This window comes from Micromonospora cremea (genome assembly GCF_900143515.1).
GTDB classification, from domain to species: domain Bacteria; phylum Actinomycetota; class Actinomycetes; order Mycobacteriales; family Micromonosporaceae; genus Micromonospora; species Micromonospora cremea.
The window spans coordinates 38,616-54,450 of record NZ_FSQT01000001.1; the positions used below are offsets into that span (position 1 = coordinate 38,616).

The 15,835-nt window shown below is 70.6% G+C and carries 17 protein-coding genes and 1 pseudogene; 12 read left to right on the forward strand and 6 right to left on the reverse strand.

Going from position 1 to position 15,835, the window contains the following annotated elements:
- The first annotated feature begins 13 nt into the window (after window positions 1-13).
- The 3 genes from BUS84_RS00160 to BUS84_RS00170 are packed head-to-tail and all read left to right on the forward strand — an operon-like array spanning window position 14 to window position 1,264.
- Window positions 14-472 (forward strand): SRPBCC domain-containing protein, encoded by a 459-nt coding sequence (locus BUS84_RS00160; protein WP_074307710.1) that lies wholly within the window; start codon window positions 14-16, stop codon window positions 470-472.
- Complete coding sequence (locus BUS84_RS00165) at window positions 469-819, forward strand: ArsR/SmtB family transcription factor (RefSeq protein ID WP_074307712.1); 351 nt, start codon at window positions 469-471, stop codon at window positions 817-819. Before BUS84_RS00160 ends, BUS84_RS00165 begins: the two co-directional genes overlap by 4 nt.
- A 1-nt stretch (window position 820) precedes the next feature.
- Entirely contained in the window at window positions 821-1,264 is a 444-nt protein-coding gene (locus tag BUS84_RS00170) for an SRPBCC family protein (protein ID WP_074307714.1), read from the forward strand.
- 8 nt (window positions 1,265-1,272) lie between these two features.
- On the opposite strand, the gene BUS84_RS00175 is transcribed toward BUS84_RS00170, so the two are convergent.
- A complete protein-coding gene (locus BUS84_RS00175; RefSeq protein WP_074307716.1) occupies window positions 1,273-2,475 on the reverse strand; it encodes a low temperature requirement protein A in 1,203 nt (400 codons plus the stop codon).
- A gap of 210 nt (window positions 2,476-2,685) precedes the next feature.
- Between BUS84_RS00175 and BUS84_RS39240 the strand changes: the two are divergent.
- From BUS84_RS39240 to BUS84_RS00195, 3 genes and pseudogenes are all read left to right on the forward strand, one after another.
- A pseudogene (locus BUS84_RS39240) lies at window positions 2,686-3,204 on the forward strand (TetR/AcrR family transcriptional regulator); the annotation flags it as partial.
- A gap of 159 nt (window positions 3,205-3,363) precedes the next feature.
- Window positions 3,364-4,074 (forward strand): HAD family hydrolase, encoded by a 711-nt coding sequence (locus BUS84_RS00190; RefSeq protein ID WP_074311805.1) that lies wholly within the window; start codon window positions 3,364-3,366, stop codon window positions 4,072-4,074.
- A 409-nt stretch (window positions 4,075-4,483) separates the two neighbouring features.
- Window positions 4,484-5,290 (forward strand): L,D-transpeptidase family protein, encoded by an 807-nt coding sequence (locus tag BUS84_RS00195; protein ID WP_084756944.1) that lies wholly within the window; start codon window positions 4,484-4,486, stop codon window positions 5,288-5,290.
- Window positions 5,291-5,302: 12 nt separating this feature from the next.
- On the opposite strand, the gene BUS84_RS00200 is transcribed toward BUS84_RS00195, so the two are convergent.
- The 5 genes from BUS84_RS00200 to BUS84_RS00220 all read right to left on the reverse strand — a co-directional run bounded on the left by BUS84_RS00200 (window position 5,303) and on the right by BUS84_RS00220 (window position 8,553).
- Window positions 5,303-5,581, reverse strand: a complete 279-nt coding sequence (locus BUS84_RS00200) for a hypothetical protein (RefSeq protein WP_074307718.1) — start codon at window positions 5,579-5,581, stop codon at window positions 5,303-5,305.
- Window positions 5,582-5,627: 46 nt separating this feature from the next.
- Window positions 5,628-6,059 carry a hypothetical protein gene (locus BUS84_RS00205; RefSeq protein WP_074307720.1) on the reverse strand — a complete coding sequence of 144 codons (432 nt, stop codon included), beginning with the start codon at window positions 6,057-6,059 and terminating at the stop codon, window positions 5,628-5,630.
- Between the two features lie 184 nt (window positions 6,060-6,243).
- Window positions 6,244-6,990, reverse strand: a complete 747-nt coding sequence (locus BUS84_RS00210) for a VOC family protein (RefSeq protein ID WP_084756946.1) — start codon at window positions 6,988-6,990, stop codon at window positions 6,244-6,246.
- A 4-nt stretch (window positions 6,991-6,994) separates the two neighbouring features.
- Window positions 6,995-8,143: an RNA-guided endonuclease InsQ/TnpB family protein gene (locus tag BUS84_RS00215; protein WP_074307722.1), complete on the reverse strand. Its 1,149-nt coding sequence runs from the start codon at window positions 8,141-8,143 to the stop codon at window positions 6,995-6,997.
- Complete coding sequence (locus tag BUS84_RS00220; protein ID WP_143728114.1) at window positions 8,140-8,553, reverse strand: hypothetical protein; 414 nt, start codon at window positions 8,551-8,553, stop codon at window positions 8,140-8,142. Before BUS84_RS00220 ends, BUS84_RS00215 begins: the two co-directional genes overlap by 4 nt.
- 23 nt (window positions 8,554-8,576) lie before the next feature.
- On the opposite strand from BUS84_RS00220, the gene tnpA reads away from it, so the two are divergent.
- From tnpA to malQ, 6 genes are all read left to right on the forward strand, one after another.
- Window positions 8,577-9,008: an IS200/IS605 family transposase gene (tnpA, locus tag BUS84_RS00225; protein WP_074307725.1), complete on the forward strand. Its 432-nt coding sequence runs from the start codon at window positions 8,577-8,579 to the stop codon at window positions 9,006-9,008.
- 306 nt (window positions 9,009-9,314) lie between these two features.
- Complete coding sequence (locus tag BUS84_RS00230) at window positions 9,315-10,601, forward strand: ABC transporter substrate-binding protein (RefSeq protein WP_143728115.1); 1,287 nt, start codon at window positions 9,315-9,317, stop codon at window positions 10,599-10,601.
- Window positions 10,598-11,596: a carbohydrate ABC transporter permease gene (locus BUS84_RS00235; protein WP_074307729.1), complete on the forward strand. Its 999-nt coding sequence runs from the start codon at window positions 10,598-10,600 to the stop codon at window positions 11,594-11,596. The genes BUS84_RS00230 and BUS84_RS00235 overlap by 4 nt, the downstream gene beginning before the upstream one ends.
- A gap of 1 nt (window position 11,597) precedes the next feature.
- Complete coding sequence (locus BUS84_RS00240; protein ID WP_074307730.1) at window positions 11,598-12,440, forward strand: carbohydrate ABC transporter permease; 843 nt, start codon at window positions 11,598-11,600, stop codon at window positions 12,438-12,440.
- A gap of 10 nt (window positions 12,441-12,450) precedes the next feature.
- Window positions 12,451-13,659, forward strand: coding sequence for an ABC transporter ATP-binding protein (locus BUS84_RS00245; RefSeq protein ID WP_074307733.1), 1,209 nt, complete (start codon window positions 12,451-12,453; stop codon window positions 13,657-13,659).
- 114 nt (window positions 13,660-13,773) lie between these two features.
- Window positions 13,774-15,834: a 4-alpha-glucanotransferase gene (gene malQ, locus BUS84_RS00250; RefSeq protein ID WP_074307736.1), complete on the forward strand. Its 2,061-nt coding sequence runs from the start codon at window positions 13,774-13,776 to the stop codon at window positions 15,832-15,834.
- The last annotated feature ends 1 nt before the right edge of the window (window position 15,835 follow it).

Genomic DNA, 15,835 nt, shown 5'->3' on the forward strand with positions numbered 1-15,835 from the left:
AAGGTTGGGTGGCATGGAACAGGGATCGATCGAGCGCGACATCCATGTCGACGCTTCACCCGAGGTGGTCTTCGAGGTGATCAGTCGGCCGGAGCACATGCGGGAATGGTGGCCTGACGACGCACGGTTCGAGCCGGTCGCGGGTGCGCCCGGCGAGCTCGTGTGGCGTGACGGCGACACCGGCGAGAAAACGACCGTCGCGCTCGCCGTCGTCGAGGTCGACCCTCCGAAGCGATTCTCCTTCCGGTGGTGCTACTCGGACCCGGCCCGGACCGGACCCTCGCTGCTGGTCACCTTCGAGCTGGTCCCGACCGGTGCGGGGACCCGGATCCGCATGACCGAGACCGGCTTCCGCGAGATGGGATGGGAGGTCGCTCTCCTCGAGCAGCAGTACCAGGACCACGTGAGCGGGTGGGACCACTACATCCCCGCGCTGGGCAGGTACGTCGCGCGGCTGGTCTCCACCTCATGAGCACGGCGATCGACGACGACCTGTGGTCGGCGATCGGCGACCCGATCCGGCGCACGATGATCGACCTTCTGCTCACCGGGGGGCCCGGCACCGCCACGTCACTGAGCGAGCGACTACCCGTCACCCGCCAGGCCGTCTCGAAGCACCTCGCGGTCCTGGACCGGGTCGGTCTGGTGCACGCCGCGCCGGCCGGTCGGGAGCGTCACTACCAGGTCGACGAGGCGCAGCTCGCCCGAGCGGTCGCCCAGTTGTCAGCGGTCGGCTCCACCTGGGACGCCCGACTCCGCCGGATCAAGCGGATCGCCGAGGCGATCGAACGCGACCGCCACAACAACGAAGGTGGATGACATGGTTGACATCCTGCACCGGGTCGGCGTCGTCGCCCCGATCGACGACGTCTACCGAGCAGTGGCAACGCCAGAAGGCATCGCCGCTTGGTGGACGACCGACACGGTCGGCAAGAGCGAGGTTGGCGGGCACCTGGCTTTCCGGTTCGGCGACGTCGGTGGCTTCGACATGGAGGTCCTGGAACTCGATCCCTCCGGCCGCGTTCGGTGGCGGGTCACCGACGGCCCCGAGGAATGGATCGGAACCGAGATCGGCTGGCGCCTCGACCAGCGTGGCGAGCACACGATCGTCCAGTTCACGCACGAGGGCTGGCGTGAGCCGGTCGAGTTCATGCACCACTGCAGCACCAAATGGGCGACGTTCCTCATGAGTCTCAAGGAGCTTGTGGAGACCGGGCGTGGCAGGCCGGCGCCGGACGACGTCAGGATCGGCGACTGGCACTGAGCCTCCGGCTAGACCGGTGGTGCGGGCTGTTCCGCTGGTTGGCGGTGTGAGCGTCGCGTGTCCGCGCCGGCGACACCGCGGAGCACCACGGCGGCGGCCGCGCCGGTGGCGATGGGTGGCAGGTGGAGCGTCGCCGGTGCCAGCAGGCCGAGGGCCAGCAGGCCGGCTGCCCGGGATCGGGAAACCCGGCCGAAGGCCTGGAACTCGAGGGCCGACCGCCCGGCGAGGAAGAGCGCCGGCCCGCCGAGGACGGCGATGAGCCAGGGCGGCGCGAGGTTTTCCAGTGGTTCGGTGATGAACAGTTCGAAGCCCACGCCGGTCAGCACGATCCCGGCGATCATGACCAGGTGGGCGAACGCCATGTCGGTTGCCAGGCGGGAGGCGTTCCGGGAGCGGCTGATGGCCGTACCCAGCACGCCTCCCGCCAGGTGGAAGTAGATCCGCCAGAGCAGGACGGTGGTCGCCAACGCCAGGGCGAAGCCGCCGATCTGCGCGGGGTGGAACTCGCTACCGCTGAAGGCCAACCCGATGACGAAGATCGCCTCGCCGAGCGCGATGAGGAGAAACTGTTGGTACCGCTCGGCCAGGTGCTCGGCCCCTATCGCCTGCCCGCCGATCGGTTGAGCGCCCAACCGGGGCGTCGGCCACCCGAGGAACAACCCGACGTAGTCGACCAGCACGGCGGCGGTCCAGAGTGACCCACGAACAACGCCTTCCTCGACCAGCCCACCGACGATCCAGAGCGGCGCGCTCGAGCCGAGCCAGATCAGGACCCGGACCGTTTGCCGCTGATCCGGCTGGCCGTGTCCGGCGATGTGGAAATACACCACCCGGCCGATCTGGAGGGTCACGTAGGTGACGGCGAAGAGCGACGCCCGCGCGCCGAAGCCGTCGGGCACCGCGACGGCCATCACCATGGCACCGGTCAGCGTCATGATGATGACGGTCTGGACTATCGGCGCCTCCGGATTCAGCCAACTCGTCGACCAGACCGTCAACGACCACACGGCCCACAGGGCCAGGAACAGCAGCAGGGCCTGACCGAGACCCGCGAGCACGCCACGCTGGCCACCGGTGAAGTCCGTGATCAGTCGGGCCGAGATCCGGGTGAGCGCGAAGACTAAGACCAGGTCGAGAGAGAGTTCCAGAAAGGTGGCCCGCTGAAGGCCGGTCTCGCTGCGTAGCAGCCGCGCGTCGCCCCCTTCGCTCATCCATCCGCCGTGCCCCGCGCGGCCTGCTGCGGCGAGACGACCACGTACCCTCCCGTCTCGGTGATCTCATCACCTAACGATGAGACGACCGGTGCGGCACTGCGCGGACGATCGCCAGCACCGGGTCTCGCCCCTGATCGTCCGGCACGGCCAGTCACCAATCTGTCATGGTGCGACTGCGGGCCGTGTCTTCGACTTACGCTCGTGGGCGTGTCCGGACCTGCCGAGGGAGCCACCGAAGAGGACCGGCGTGACCTCATCGTCACGGTCGCGCGGGAGTTGGCCGAGGTCGAGGGCTGGACGGGGGTGAGCCCTCGGCGGCTGGCCGAGCGGGCCGAGGTCGACGTCGGCGACCTCTACCGGCACTTCGCGGATCAGGAGGCGCTGCTCGCCGCCGTGGCGGTGTGCGCCTTCGCCGACCTGGCCGCCGACCTGGCCGAGGCGCACGCGGAGGCGACCGGCGGTCCGGAACGGGTCTGGCCGGCGGTGGCGAGCGCGTACCTCGACTTCGCGTACGCGAATCCGGAGGTCTACGACGCGATGCTCGCGCTGACCCCGGACCTGGCCCTCGGCGTCGACGGCGTGCCGGCCGCGCCCCGGGGCGTGTTCACCGAGTTGCGGTCGGCCCTGACCCCGCTGGCCGAGGGGCGTGACCCGGACACCCTGGCCGAGGTGGGCTGGAGCCTGTTGCACGGCATGGTGATGCTCACCCGGGGTGGCCGGCTTCGCCCCGAGGCGCAGGAGGGTCGGGAGACGATGATCGCGGAACGGCTGTTGCGGTGGCCGTGCCCCGCGGGCAGCCGAGCCGGACGGAAACCCGTTGGGTGGACCGCGCACCATGCCCTAGGGTCCCGGACCGTCAGGGGCGTTGATCACGAAGGGGGCGGCATGACGGTGGACCAGGCGGCGCGCCGACAGGCGCAGGTGCTGATCTTCGACGCGGACGACACGTTGTGGGAGAACAACGTCGTGTTCGAGCGGGTGATCGACGATTTCCTGGCCTGGCTCGACCACCCCACCCTGGACCGGGTCGAGCTGCGGGCCGTCCTCGACGACATCGAGCGGGCCAACACGGTGGCGCACGGCTACGGCAGCAAGGTCTTCCTGCGCAGCCTGGCGGACTGCCTGGAGCGGCTGCGTGAGCGACCGGCGACCGACGCCGAGCGCCAGGAGATCGACCGGCTGGCGGTGGCCCTGGTCGAGCACCGGGTGGAGCTGATGCCCGGGGTGGCCGACGCGCTCGACGAACTGGCCGGCCGGCACGAGTTGCTGTTGCTGACCAAGGGGGACCAGGTCGAGCAGCAGCGCAAGTTGGACGCCTGCGGGCTGCTGCACCACTTCCGGGCCGCACACATCGTCGCGGAGAAGGATGTCGACACCTACCGGTGGCTGGTCCGGGAGCACGGGTTCGACCCGGCCGGCGCCTGGATGATCGGCAACTCTCCGAAATCGGACATCCTGCCGGCCCGGGCGGCCGGGCTGAACGCGGTGTTCATTCCTAATGAAAACACCTGGGTGCTGGAGGACGACGAGCTGGACCCGACCGATGCCCGCGTGCTGCGGCTGGCCGCGTTCCGCGATCTGCTGCGGCACTTCTGACCGCTCCGAGCCCGAACAGCGTCAGCGATCATGGTCGCGTTACGCGGAGATGCCGGTTTTTCCCCTTGAGATCAGTCCTGCCACCGACGGTCCTGCCCGGCTTGTCCGGCCCGTCGTGACCCGCCTAGCCTGGCCCGGCGCTCACGGCCTTTCGGGGTGTGCCGGGGGCGCACGGGCGTCCGGCGGGTGGGCACCGTGGAGCTGAGTGCAGGGCGGCCGGCTTACCTGTCGAGCCGCGTGGGCGTCGAGCCGCGCCCCGCGCGGCGGGGGCCGGAGCTGCCCGATCCCATGCCGGACGACCGGGGGTCAGGGCCGGGTAGTTGCGGACCCGGTCCTGGCCCGGCCACCGAATCGACCACACCCGACGGGCGGGACAGCCGCGCGTCGGGCCGACTGTCAGAATGACGGCATGAAGCGCAGATCTCTTCTGTTGGGCGCCGCCGCGGGCCTGGCGGCGCCGGCCGTGCTCACTCCGGCGGCGCCCGCGCTCGGTGCGACCAGGGCGCCGGCGCCGGCCCGGGGCACCGCGACGGTTCCCCGATCCAGCCGGCCGACGGTGCCGCACCACAACCTGGCCGCCGGTTTGACGACCGTGCCGCCAACGGCGAAGCAGCTCCTCATCGTCAGCGGCACCAGCTACTCCATCAGCCACGCCACTCTCGAGGCTTACGTGCGGGTCAACGACGGGGCGCAGTGGCACCATGCCTCGGGGGTGCTGCCCGCCCGGATCGGCTCCAAGGGGTTCAGCGACAACCACGTCGAGGGGGTGCCGACCACGCCCACCGGGACCTACTCCATCGGCCCGACCATGTACGGCATCGCCGCGAACCCGGGGGTGCGATACCCATACCACCGCCTGGTCAGTGACGACTGGTGGAACGAGAACCCGACGTCGTCGCGCTACAACTCGTTCCAGCACAGCTCCACCAACCCCGGTGGCAACAGCGAGGCGTTGTGGACGGAGGTGCCCGCCTACACGCACTTCGCGGTGATCACGTACAACATGCCACCCACGGTGAGCACGCCGGTGCCGTACGCGGGCAGCGGGATCTTCCTGCACGAGTTCAGCACCAGCGGCGGCAACGCCACCGCCGGCTGCGTCGCCCTCGCCCACGAGGATCTCGTCCCCGTGCTGCGGTGGCTGGACCCGGTGCTCTCGCCGCACATCGTGCTCAACCCTCCGACCAGCTCGACCGCCACACCCATCCGCCGGTAGCGGGCCTCCGGCTCAGGAGACCGCGCCGCCGCGGACGATCGCCACCGCCACCCGGCAGAACTCGTCCATGTCCGGGTTGAACCCGGCCGCGATGTCGGGATGCAGCCCGGAGCGGGTCTCGTCCAGCAGCCGCTGGCAGACCTGCTCGACCGGCTCACCGGCGTAGCCGGCGCGGACCCGGTGGATGGCCGCCTGGAGCGCCGAGGTCAGCTGGTCCTCCAGCGGGCCGCGCAGCTTCTGCTGCACAGGGTCGAGCCCGCGCGGGTCGAGCGTGACATGTGGCTCCGACATGGTGCTCCCTTCGTCGGCGTCGGCGGTACCCCACCGCGTCCGTCGGTCAAACCTGAGCCGGTACGGCGGCGACCCGCACCTGGTACGAGAAGTCCTCCGCCGGCTCCTCGTGGTACGACAACCGGCGGATCTGCCGGTCGTCGTCGAAGAGAGCGACGTCCACCAGGACGCCGAGGTGGGCCAGGCCGATGCTGGTCACCCGCTTCTTGTCCTGCAGCACCGCGCAGACGCCGCCGAGCAGGGTGCTGGCGTCGGCCGTACGGTGCCCGGGCGGGCAGCGCAGGACCAGGTCGACCTCGATCGGCCCGGGCAACGGCGTCCAGCCGGTGCGCTGGGCCGCCGCCAGGGCGGCCTGGAGCAGGGTGCGGACCCTCGTCGCCTGCCGGTGCCCGGCGGCGAAGATGGACAACGCTTCGGTCTTGACCGGTGGCAGGCCGCTCACCTCGAACGTCAGGGCGAGAGCGCGGGTGTCCTGCACGACGGCACCTCCTCGTTGGGACGATCCTGCCGAACCGGGGGAATGGCGGTGGGACTTCCCGCGATTACCAACCGAACGGGCAGGCCGGGGTCGGCCGGAGGCGTATCGACGTCGGCGGCGAACGCGCTGGCTGTGGCGCTAGGAAGACGCTAGTCGACGGTGCCCGCGCTGGGTAGTCGGTCGCTCACCCGATGGGACGGGGTGCGAAAGCGCAGAACTCGTTGCCCTCCGGGTCGGCCAGGACCCACCAACGGCTCTCGTCCTCCGGCTCGTGCAGCAGCGTCGCGCCCGCCGCGATCAGCGCCGTGGGCTCCGGGGCGATCAGGTCGACGTCCCAGTGCAGCCGGTTCTTGACCGTCTTGGGCTCGGGCACCGCGTCGAACACCCAGTGGTCCCAGGGGAACCCGGCGGCGTCGACCACCGACGCGGTACCGGAGCCGTACTCGGCGGTGCCGCCGACCACGCCGGCCCACCAGGCCGCCTGGGCCGCCGGGTCGGCAGAGTCCACGACCAGCTCGAACGGGCCCGGCCGGGTGCCCTCGCGGGCCGGAAACGCGCAGAACGGGTTGCCCTCCGGGTCGGCGAGCACCCACCAGCTCACGTCCCCGGACGGTCCGCGGACCAGCCGGGCGCCGGCCGCGAGCAGCGCCGCCGGCTCCGCGCCGGCCAGCCGCAGATCCAGGTGTACGCGGGTCTTGCCGGTACGCGGCTCGGGTACCTGGTTCACCCAGATCGACTCGGTGTCCGAGCGGGCGGCACGGGGATTCACGCGGGTGTCGTCGCCACCGGCGTCGGCCACGTCCCCGTCGAGGATCCGACCCCAAAAAGCACCCAGCAGGCGCGCGTCCGAGGCGTCCAGGCAGAGGTCCGTCAGCTTCTCGACCCTGAAGGGCCGAGCTTGCGGATCGTGACGGCTCGTGGTGATGAGCACGAGGTCACGCCGCGTTCGGCAGGCTGACGGCTGCCCAGCCCGTAACACCGCGTGCGGCGATGTTGCGGGCTGCGTTCCGGTCGGCGTGTTCAGCGAAGCCGCACGACCGGCAGTGGAAGGTGGATTGGTTGGGCCGGTTGGCCTTGGCGACGTGTCCGCAGGTGGAGCATCCCTGCGAGGTGTACGCCGGGTCGACGTGCACGACCGCCACTGCGGACCGCTTTGCCTTGTAGGCGATGTACTGGCCGAGTTGGTGGAACGCCCACGAGTGCAGCGTGACCCGCTGGGGCCGTCGGAGCCGTACCCGGTCGCGGATGCCGCCCAGGTCTTCCAGGGCGATTCCGCGGCCGGTGCGTTCGGCCTCGGTCACGATGCTCTTGGCGATGCGGTGGTTGGTGTCGGCGGCGAACCGGGATTCCTTGCGGCGGCGTTTCTTCAGCAGCCGCTTGGCGGACTTGGTGCCGATGGCCTGGAGTTTCGCGCGCAGGCGCTGGTTGCGGTGCCGGACCCGGTTTGTGGCCTTGCCGCAGTAGTGGCGGCCGTCGGAGTCGGTGGCGAGGTTGGCGATGCCGAGCTCGACGCCGAGGAACCCGTCCGGTTCCTTGGTGGGTGCGTCGGGGATGTCGCAGGTGGCGTACAGGAACCACTTGCCGTCCCGGCGGACCAGGTCCGACTCGCCGCGGCGGTGCGCGAGCAGGAGGGCGTGCTGCTGGTCGGAGCAGCCGAGGCGGATCGGCCCGGATCGGCCAGCGACCGTCCAGATCGACACGGTGCGGGCAGCCAGTTGCCAGGACAGGCAACGGTCGTCGAACGGCTGCGCCGCGTCGCGACGGAACCGGATCGGTTTGCCCTCGGCCCCCTGGCGCTTCTTCGACCCTGGCTTGCCGAGGTTGCCGGCCTGGATGCTGGCCGTCAGGGTGGCGTACGCCCCGGCGACCTTACGGGCGACGTGGATGGCGGGCTGCGCGGACAGACCCATGTCCTTCAATTGGCCGTAGGTGAGCCGCTGCAACGACTGCTTGGCGAACACCCGCCGCTGGTACGCCAGCCCGGAGGCGACGTTCGCGGCGTCGTTGCACGGGTCCAGAGTGGCCCGCAACGCCGCCTGCTGAGCGGCGTCCGGGAACAGCCGGACCTGCACGACAATCTTCACCAGGCGTCTTCGTCGTCCGCGTAGTCCTCTTCGGCTGCCATCGACTTCCGCCACCGCCGCCAGGCAGCCCGGTCCGCTTCGTCTTCGGAGCAGCGAGTCACGGTCGTCAGGTGGGTCAGGGCGCCGTCGATGTAGAGCGCAGCCTGATCAACCGTGCCGAGGTCCGGGGCGTCGTAGCCGAGCCGCGCCAGTTCCGCGTCCAGCTCTGCGGCCCGAGACTCGTTCGCCTGCTGCACGCGGGTCGCGTGCCGACGGCGCGCCTCGGTCAGCCAGCCGGGCCTGCTGTCACGCAGCGACCGGACGTCCCTCTTCGTCCAGGGGCGGTCGAGTTTCGGCAGGTCCGCGTAGTCGATGCCGAGGACCTTGGCCGCCCATCTCGGCTTCACGACCTTGTCCAGTTTCGCAGGCACGCCCACACCGTCTCATCTTATCTATGTCACCACGATGGACCCCGGACCCGAATATTCGCAGCGGTAGAAGCGTTGTCTACAACCTGCACGTACATCTTGTCTTCATCACCAAGTATCGGCGGGACGTCCTCAACGACGCGATGCTCACCCACTGCGAACAGATCATGCGGCAGGTCTGCGCCGACCTGGGCGCCGAGCTGCGCGAGTTCAACGGCGAGGACGACCACGTCCACCTGCTCGTGCACTACCCGCCCAAGCTGCCGATCTCCACGCTGGCCAACCGACTCAAGGGCGTCTCGGCGCACTACCTACGCAAGGAGTTCACCGGCCGGATCAACCGGCACATCATGCACGGGCACCTGCGGTCCCCTTCGTACTTCGCCGCGTCCTGCGGCGGCACCCCACTGGAAGTGATCAAGGACTACATCAAAGAACAGAAACGTCCCGGTCCGTGACGCGATTCCTCCCGGCCCTGAAGGGCCAGGATTCCTCGCTAATCCAGTTGAAGCGTGCGATCACCGACACAGCATGCCGGATCCCCAGCCGCCGAGCGCGCCGGGCTGTCGGAGTGACGGTGCGCACACCGGGTCAGGTTGGCGGTGTCCCACCGGCGTCAGGTTTCGCGGCTTCCCAGCTCGGGCAGTGTGAAGGCCACGAAACGTCCGGGGTGCCGCGCCGCTGGTCCTGCGCCCCGATCGTCTCGCCGTGCGCCGGGGCACGGTGCCTTCCCCCGGCTGCTGGCCGACAAGAGGGGAGGGGTGATGAGCGACCCTGACGAGGCCCGACGTCGACGGCGACCACGGGTGCGCGCGGTGGCGGCAGCCGCCGCGCTGACGCTGGTGGCGCCCATGGCCGCCTGCGGTTCCGGTGACGCTGGTGGCCCACCGACGATCAACCTGTACTACCCGCCGGAGCAGAATCTGCAGAAGGTCGTCGACGACTGCAACGCGCAGGCCCAGGGACGGTACGAGATCGCCTACCAGGTCCTGCCCCGGCAGGCCGACGAACAGCGGGTGCAGATGGTGCGCCGGCTGGCCGCCGAGGACACCGGGATGGACGTGCTCGGCCTGGACGTCACCTGGACCCAGGAGTTCGCCAGCGCCGACTGGATCCGCGAGTGGACCGGCCAGGACAAGGCCGAGGTCGAGCAGGGCACCCTCACCGGGCCGCTGGACACCGCCCGCTACGAGGGCAAGCTCTACGCCGCGCCAAAGAACACCAACGTCCAGCTGCTCTGGTACCGCAAGGACCTGGTGCCGCAGCCGCCGAAGACCTGGGACCAGATGATCACCGCGGCCCAGCAGCTCAAGGACCAGGGTAAGCCGTACCAGGTGCTCACCATGGGCGCCCAGTACGAGGGCCTGGTCGTCCTCTACAACACCCTGGCCGAGAGCGCCGGCGGAAAGATCCTCAACGACGACGGCACGCAGGCCGTGATGGACGCCGGCACGGTCCGGGCGCTGGAGCAGTTGCAGCGTTTCGCCACGTCGGGCGTGACCTCGCCGTCGTTCACCAACGCCATCGAGGACCCGGTCCGGCTGGAGTTCCAGTCCGGTGCGGGCGCCTTCCAGGTGAACTGGCCGTTCGTCTATCCCGCCCTGCAGGAGGCGAACCCCGAGCTGGCCAAGCAGGTCGGCTGGGCCCGGATCCCGGGCGTCGACGAGAACACCCCCAGCAAGGTCACCATCGGCGGGGTGAACCTGGCGGTCAGCTCCTACTCCAGGCACCCGGAGCTGTCCTTTGAGGCCGCCCGGTGCATCCGCGACGCCGAGCACCAGAAGTTCTCCGCCATCAACGACGGCGTCCCGCCGACCATCGAGGCCGTCTACGACGAGCCGGAGATGACCGAGGCGTACCCGATGAAGGACACCATCCTGGAGGAGTTGAAGGAGCCGGCGACCCGCCCGCTGACCCCGGCCTACCAGAGCATCTCCACCGTGATGTCGGCGATCCTGTCGCCGCCGTCGGCGATCCGTCCGCAGCAGACCGCGGACGAGCTGCGCGGCGCCATCGCCGACGCCCTCCAGTCCAAGGGGGTCCTCCCGTGAGCATCAATGCCACGCCGACCGGTGCGGACGTGACCGCCGAGGAGACCACCCGCTCCACCGGCCGGCACGCCACCGTCCCCACCCAGCGCGCCGGCCGTCGCAAGCCGCCGCCGCTGAGCGAGAACAAGAAGGCCGAACGCAAGCTCGGCTGGCTGCTCTGCGCGCCCGCCGCGCTCGTCATGGTCGCGGTGACCGCGTACCCGATCATCTACTCGGTCTGGTTGTCGCTCCAGCGCTTCGACCTGCGCTTCCCCGACGAGCGCCAGTTCATCGGGCTGGAGAACTACGTCACCGTGCTCAGCAACGAGTTCTGGTGGACCGCGTTCGGGGTGACCATGCTGATCACGGTGGTCACCGTGGCCGTCGAGCTGGTGCTCGGCATGGGGCTCGCGCTGATCATGCACCGCACGCTGGTCGGGCGGGGCATCGTGCGGACCTCGGCGCTGATCCCGTACGGCATCGTCACCGTCGTCGCCGCGTTCTCCTGGCGGTACGCCTGGACGCCCGGCACCGGCTACCTGGCCAACCTGTTCAGCGACGGGGCGCCGCTCACCGAGCGCGCCAGCTCGCTGGCGATCATCATGCTCGCCGAGATCTGGAAGACCACCCCGTTCATGGCGCTGCTGCTGATGGCCGGGCTGGCGCTGGTCCCGGAGGACCTGCTCAAGGCCGCCTCCACCGACGGCGCCACCGCGTGGCAGCGGTTCACCAAGGTCATGCTGCCGGTGATGAAGCCGGCGATCCTGGTCGCGCTGCTGTTCCGCACTCTGGACGCGTTCCGGGTCTTCGACAACATCTTCGTGCTGACCGCCGGTGGCAACGAGACCTCCTCGGTCTCGATGCTCGCCTACAACAACCTGATCCGGGGCCTGAACCTCGGCATCGGGTCGACGATGTCGGTGCTGATCTTCATCACTGTGGCGATCATCGCCTTCGTCTTCGTGAAGCTGTTCGGCACCGCTGCCCCGGGCAGCGACGACGGGGAGAGGCGCTGACATGGCAACCGGTACCGAAACCACCACCCGAGCCCGGGTGCGTTGGGGTCTCCTGGACGTCCTCGTGGTCGTCTTCGCGCTGGTCCCGGTGCTGTGGATCGCGTCGCTGTCGTTCAAGACGCCGGCCACCCTCACCGACGGGAAGTTCATCCCCCGGGAGTGGACGCTGGACAACTACCGGACGATCTTCGACACCGACCAGTTCGTCCGGGCACTGATCAACTCGATCGGCATCGCGTTGATCGCCACGCTGGTCGCGGTGGTGCTCGGCGCGATGGCCGCGTACGCGATCAGCCGGCTGGACTTTCCCGGCAAGGGGCTGCTGGTTGGCGTGTCCCTGCTGATCGCGATGTTCCCGCAGGTGTCGCTGGTGTCGCCGCTGTTCGAGATCGAGCGTCAGCTCGGCCTCTTCGACACCTGGCCCGGGTTGATCCTGCCGTACATCACCTTCGCGCTGCCGCTGGCGATCTACACGCTGTCGGCGTTCTTCAAGCAGATCCCGTGGGACCTGGAGAAGGCGGCGAAGATGGACGGCGCCACCCAGGGGCAGGCGTTTCGGCGGGTGATCGCCCCACTGGCCGCGCCCGGGCTGTTCACCACGGCGATCCTGGTCTTCATCTTCTGCTGGAACGACTTCCTGTTCGCCATCACGCTGACCTCCACCGAGCGCGCCCGCACGGTGCCGGTCGCCCTGTCGTTCTTCACCGGCGAGTCGCAGTTCGAGGACCCCACCGGGGCGATCTGCGCCGCCGCCGTCGTGATCACCGTTCCGATCATCCTGTTCGTCCTCTTCTTCCAGCGCCGCATCGTGTCCGGCCTGACCTCCGGCGCAGTCAAGGGATAGGTGAGTAGTCGTGGCTGACATCGTGCTCGACAAGGTGAGCAAGAAGTTCCCGGACGGGACCGTCGCCGTGCAGGACGTCGACCTGGAGATCGCCGACGGCGAGTTCGTCATCCTGGTCGGACCCTCGGGCTGCGGCAAGTCCACCACCCTCAACATGATCGCGGGGCTGGAGGACATCAGCTCCGGCGAGCTGCGCATCGGTGGCCAGCGGGTCAACGACAAGGCCTCCCGGGACCGGGACATCGCCATGGTGTTCCAGTCGTACGCGCTGTACCCGAACATGACCGTGCGGGAGAACATGGCGTTCCCGTTGCGGCTGGCGAAGCTGGACAAGGAGACCATCAACCAGAAGGTCGACGAGGCGGCGAAGGTGCTGGAGCTGACCTCGCTGCTGGACCGCAGGCCGGCGAACCTCTCCGGCGGGCAGCGCCAGCGGGTGGCGATGGGCCGGGCGATCGTCCGGCAGCCGAAGGCGTTCCTGATGGACGAGCCGCTGTCCAATCTGGACGCGAAGCTGCGGGTGCAGATGCGCACCGTGGTGTCCCGGTTGCAGAAGCAGCTCGGCACCACCACCGTCTACGTCACGCACGACCAGACCGAGGCGATGACCCTCGGCGACCGGGTGGTCATCATGCGCGGCGGTGCGGTCCAGCAGGTCGGCCCGCCGCAGGAGCTGTACGACCACCCGCGCAACCTCTTCGTGGCCGGCTTCATCGGCTCGCCGTCGATGAACTTCCTGCACGCCGCCGTGCAGGACGGCGGGCTGCGTACCGCGCTGGGCGACGTGCCGCTCGGCGACCGGGTCCGCCGCGAGCTGGAGGCGGCCGACGCGCCACGCGAGCTGATCCTCGGCATCCGTCCCGAGCATTTCGAGGATGCCGAACTCGTCGACGAGGACACCCGCCGCCGGGGCCTGGAGTTCGAGGCGCCGGTGGAGATCGTCGAGTCGATGGGCTCGGACAAGTACGTCTACTTCACCGTGGAGGGGGAGCGGGCCAGCGCCGCCGAGCTGGAGGAGTTGGCCGCCGACGCCGGCGCGGCCGACTTCAGCGGCGCCGGCAGCAACCTGGTCACCCGGCTGTCGGCCGAGTCGCCGGTGGCCGAGGGGCAGTCGCGCCGGGTCTGGTTCAACCTGGAAAAGATCCACCTGTTCGACCCGACCAACGGCCGTAACCTCACGCTGCACGAGGGCCGGGCGGCCGGCGCGCTCGCCGACTGAACGGGCGTCCATCGTGGTGGGCCGGCGGGTTCGCCCGCCGGCCCCGTCATGTCCTGCGCCGCGCGCACGGCCGTGGCAAGGTGGTCGCAGGTCGCGTCGTGAAGCGGGGTACGGATGAACCGACGACTGGCCGCGCTGGCCAACGCGCACGGCGTGTCCACCTGGTACGAGGACTGGCGGCACCGCCGAGTCGAGGTCGCGCCGGAGACCGTCGTCGGCGTGCTCGGGCTGCTCGGCGTCGACGCCACCAGCCCGGCGGCCGTCGCCGACGCGCTCACCGCCGCCCGCGCGGTCGACCGGGCCGCCCTGCCGGCGACGGTGGTGCTCACCCACGGCACCGGTCGGGCGCTGCCCGGCCCGGGCGCGGTGACCCTGGAGGACGGCGGTCGTCGCGCGGTCGACGGCGAGCTACCGGCGGACCTGCCGCTGGGCTGGCACCGGCTGGCCTGCGCCGACCGGGAGGCGACGCTGGTGGTGGTGCCCCGTCGGCTGCCCGTGCCGCCGCGCACCTGGGGGTGGATGCTCCAGCTCTACGCGCTCACCTCGGAACGCTCCTGGGGCATGGGCGATCTCGGCGACCTCGCCGATTTCACCGGCTGGGCCGGTGCCACCGGTGCCGGGCTGGTGCTCCTCAACCCGCTGCACGCGGTCGGGCCGGCGCACCCGGTGGCCGCGTCGCCGTACTCGCCGGCCAGCCGACGCTTCGTCAACCCGCTCTACCTGCGGGTCAGCGACACCGCCGCGTACCGGGCGGCGGATCCGGCGACCCGGGCGGTGGTCGACGCGCTGCGCCCCGACCGCGGCGACCTGATCGACTACGACGAGGTGTGGGCCGCCAAGCGGCACGCGCTGGAGCTGCTGCACCCGTACGCCCACCCGGTGGACCTTGCCGCGGACCCGGCGCTGACCACGTTCGCCACCTGGTGCGCGCTGGCCGAGCGGCACGGCAACGACTGGCGGGCCTGGCCCGCGGAGCTGCACCAGCCGGACGCCCCGGCGGTCGCCGAGCAGCGCCGTCAGCTCGCCGATCGGGTGGTGTTCCATGCCTGGCTGCAACACCTCTGCGACGAGCAGCTCGACGCGGTCACGGCGGCGGCCCGGGCGGCCGGGATGCCGGTCGGGGTGGTGCACGACCTGGCCGTCGGCATCGACCCGGGCGGTGCGGACGGCTGGCAGCTCGCCGACGTGCTGGCCCAGGGCGTGCGGGTCGGTGCCCCGCCGGACGACTTCAACCAGCTCGGCCAGGACTGGGGCCTCGCCGCGTGGCGGCCGGACCGGCTCGCCGACACCGGGTACGCGGCCTACCGGGACATGCTGCGGCGGACCCTGCGGCACGCCGGTGGGCTGCGGGTCGACCACGTCGCGGGGCTGTGGCGGCTGTGGTGGGTGCCGCCGGGCGCCGGGGCGGCCGAGGGCACCTACGTCCGCTACGACGCCGAAGCGATGCTCGGCATCCTCGCGCTGGAGGCGCACCGGGCCGGAGCGGTGGTGGTCGGCGAGGACCTCGGTACCGTCCAGCCGGCGGTCACCCGGGGGCTTCGCGGGCGCAACATCCTCGGTTCGACCGTGCTGTGGTTCGCCCGGGACGACGACGGCGGCTTCGTCCCGCCGGCGCGCTGGCCGCGCAACGCGCTTGCCACGATCTCCACCCACGACCTGCCGACCGCGCCCGGGTTCCTGACCGGTGAACACGTCCGGGTACGCGACGAGCTGAAACTGCTCAGCACCGACGTGGCGGTGGAGCGGGCACGCGCCGTCGCGGAGCGGGAGCAGCTGCTGGCGATGCTGCGCGCCGAGGCGCTGCTGCCCGATGCGGGAGGTCCGGCCGGCGCGGTGCCGCAGGCCGGCGCCGGCGCGCACGACCCGGCGGCGCAGGGGTCCGCCCCGCTCAGCGACGGCGCGGGGGAGCCGGCCCGGCCGGATGACGGCGAGGTGGTGGTGGCGATGCACGCCGCGCTCGCGGCCAGCCCGACCCGGCTGCTCGGCGTCTCCCTCTACGACGTGCTGGGCGAGGTGCGCCAGCCGAACATGCCGGGCACGGTGGACGAGTATCCGAACTGGCGGCTGCCGCTGCCGGCGACCGTGGCGCAGATCCGCGCGGATCCGCGGGTGGCCCGGGTCGTCGAGCTGCTCACCGCGGCCCGGCCGCGATCGCCCCGCCCGGCCGAGGACTGAC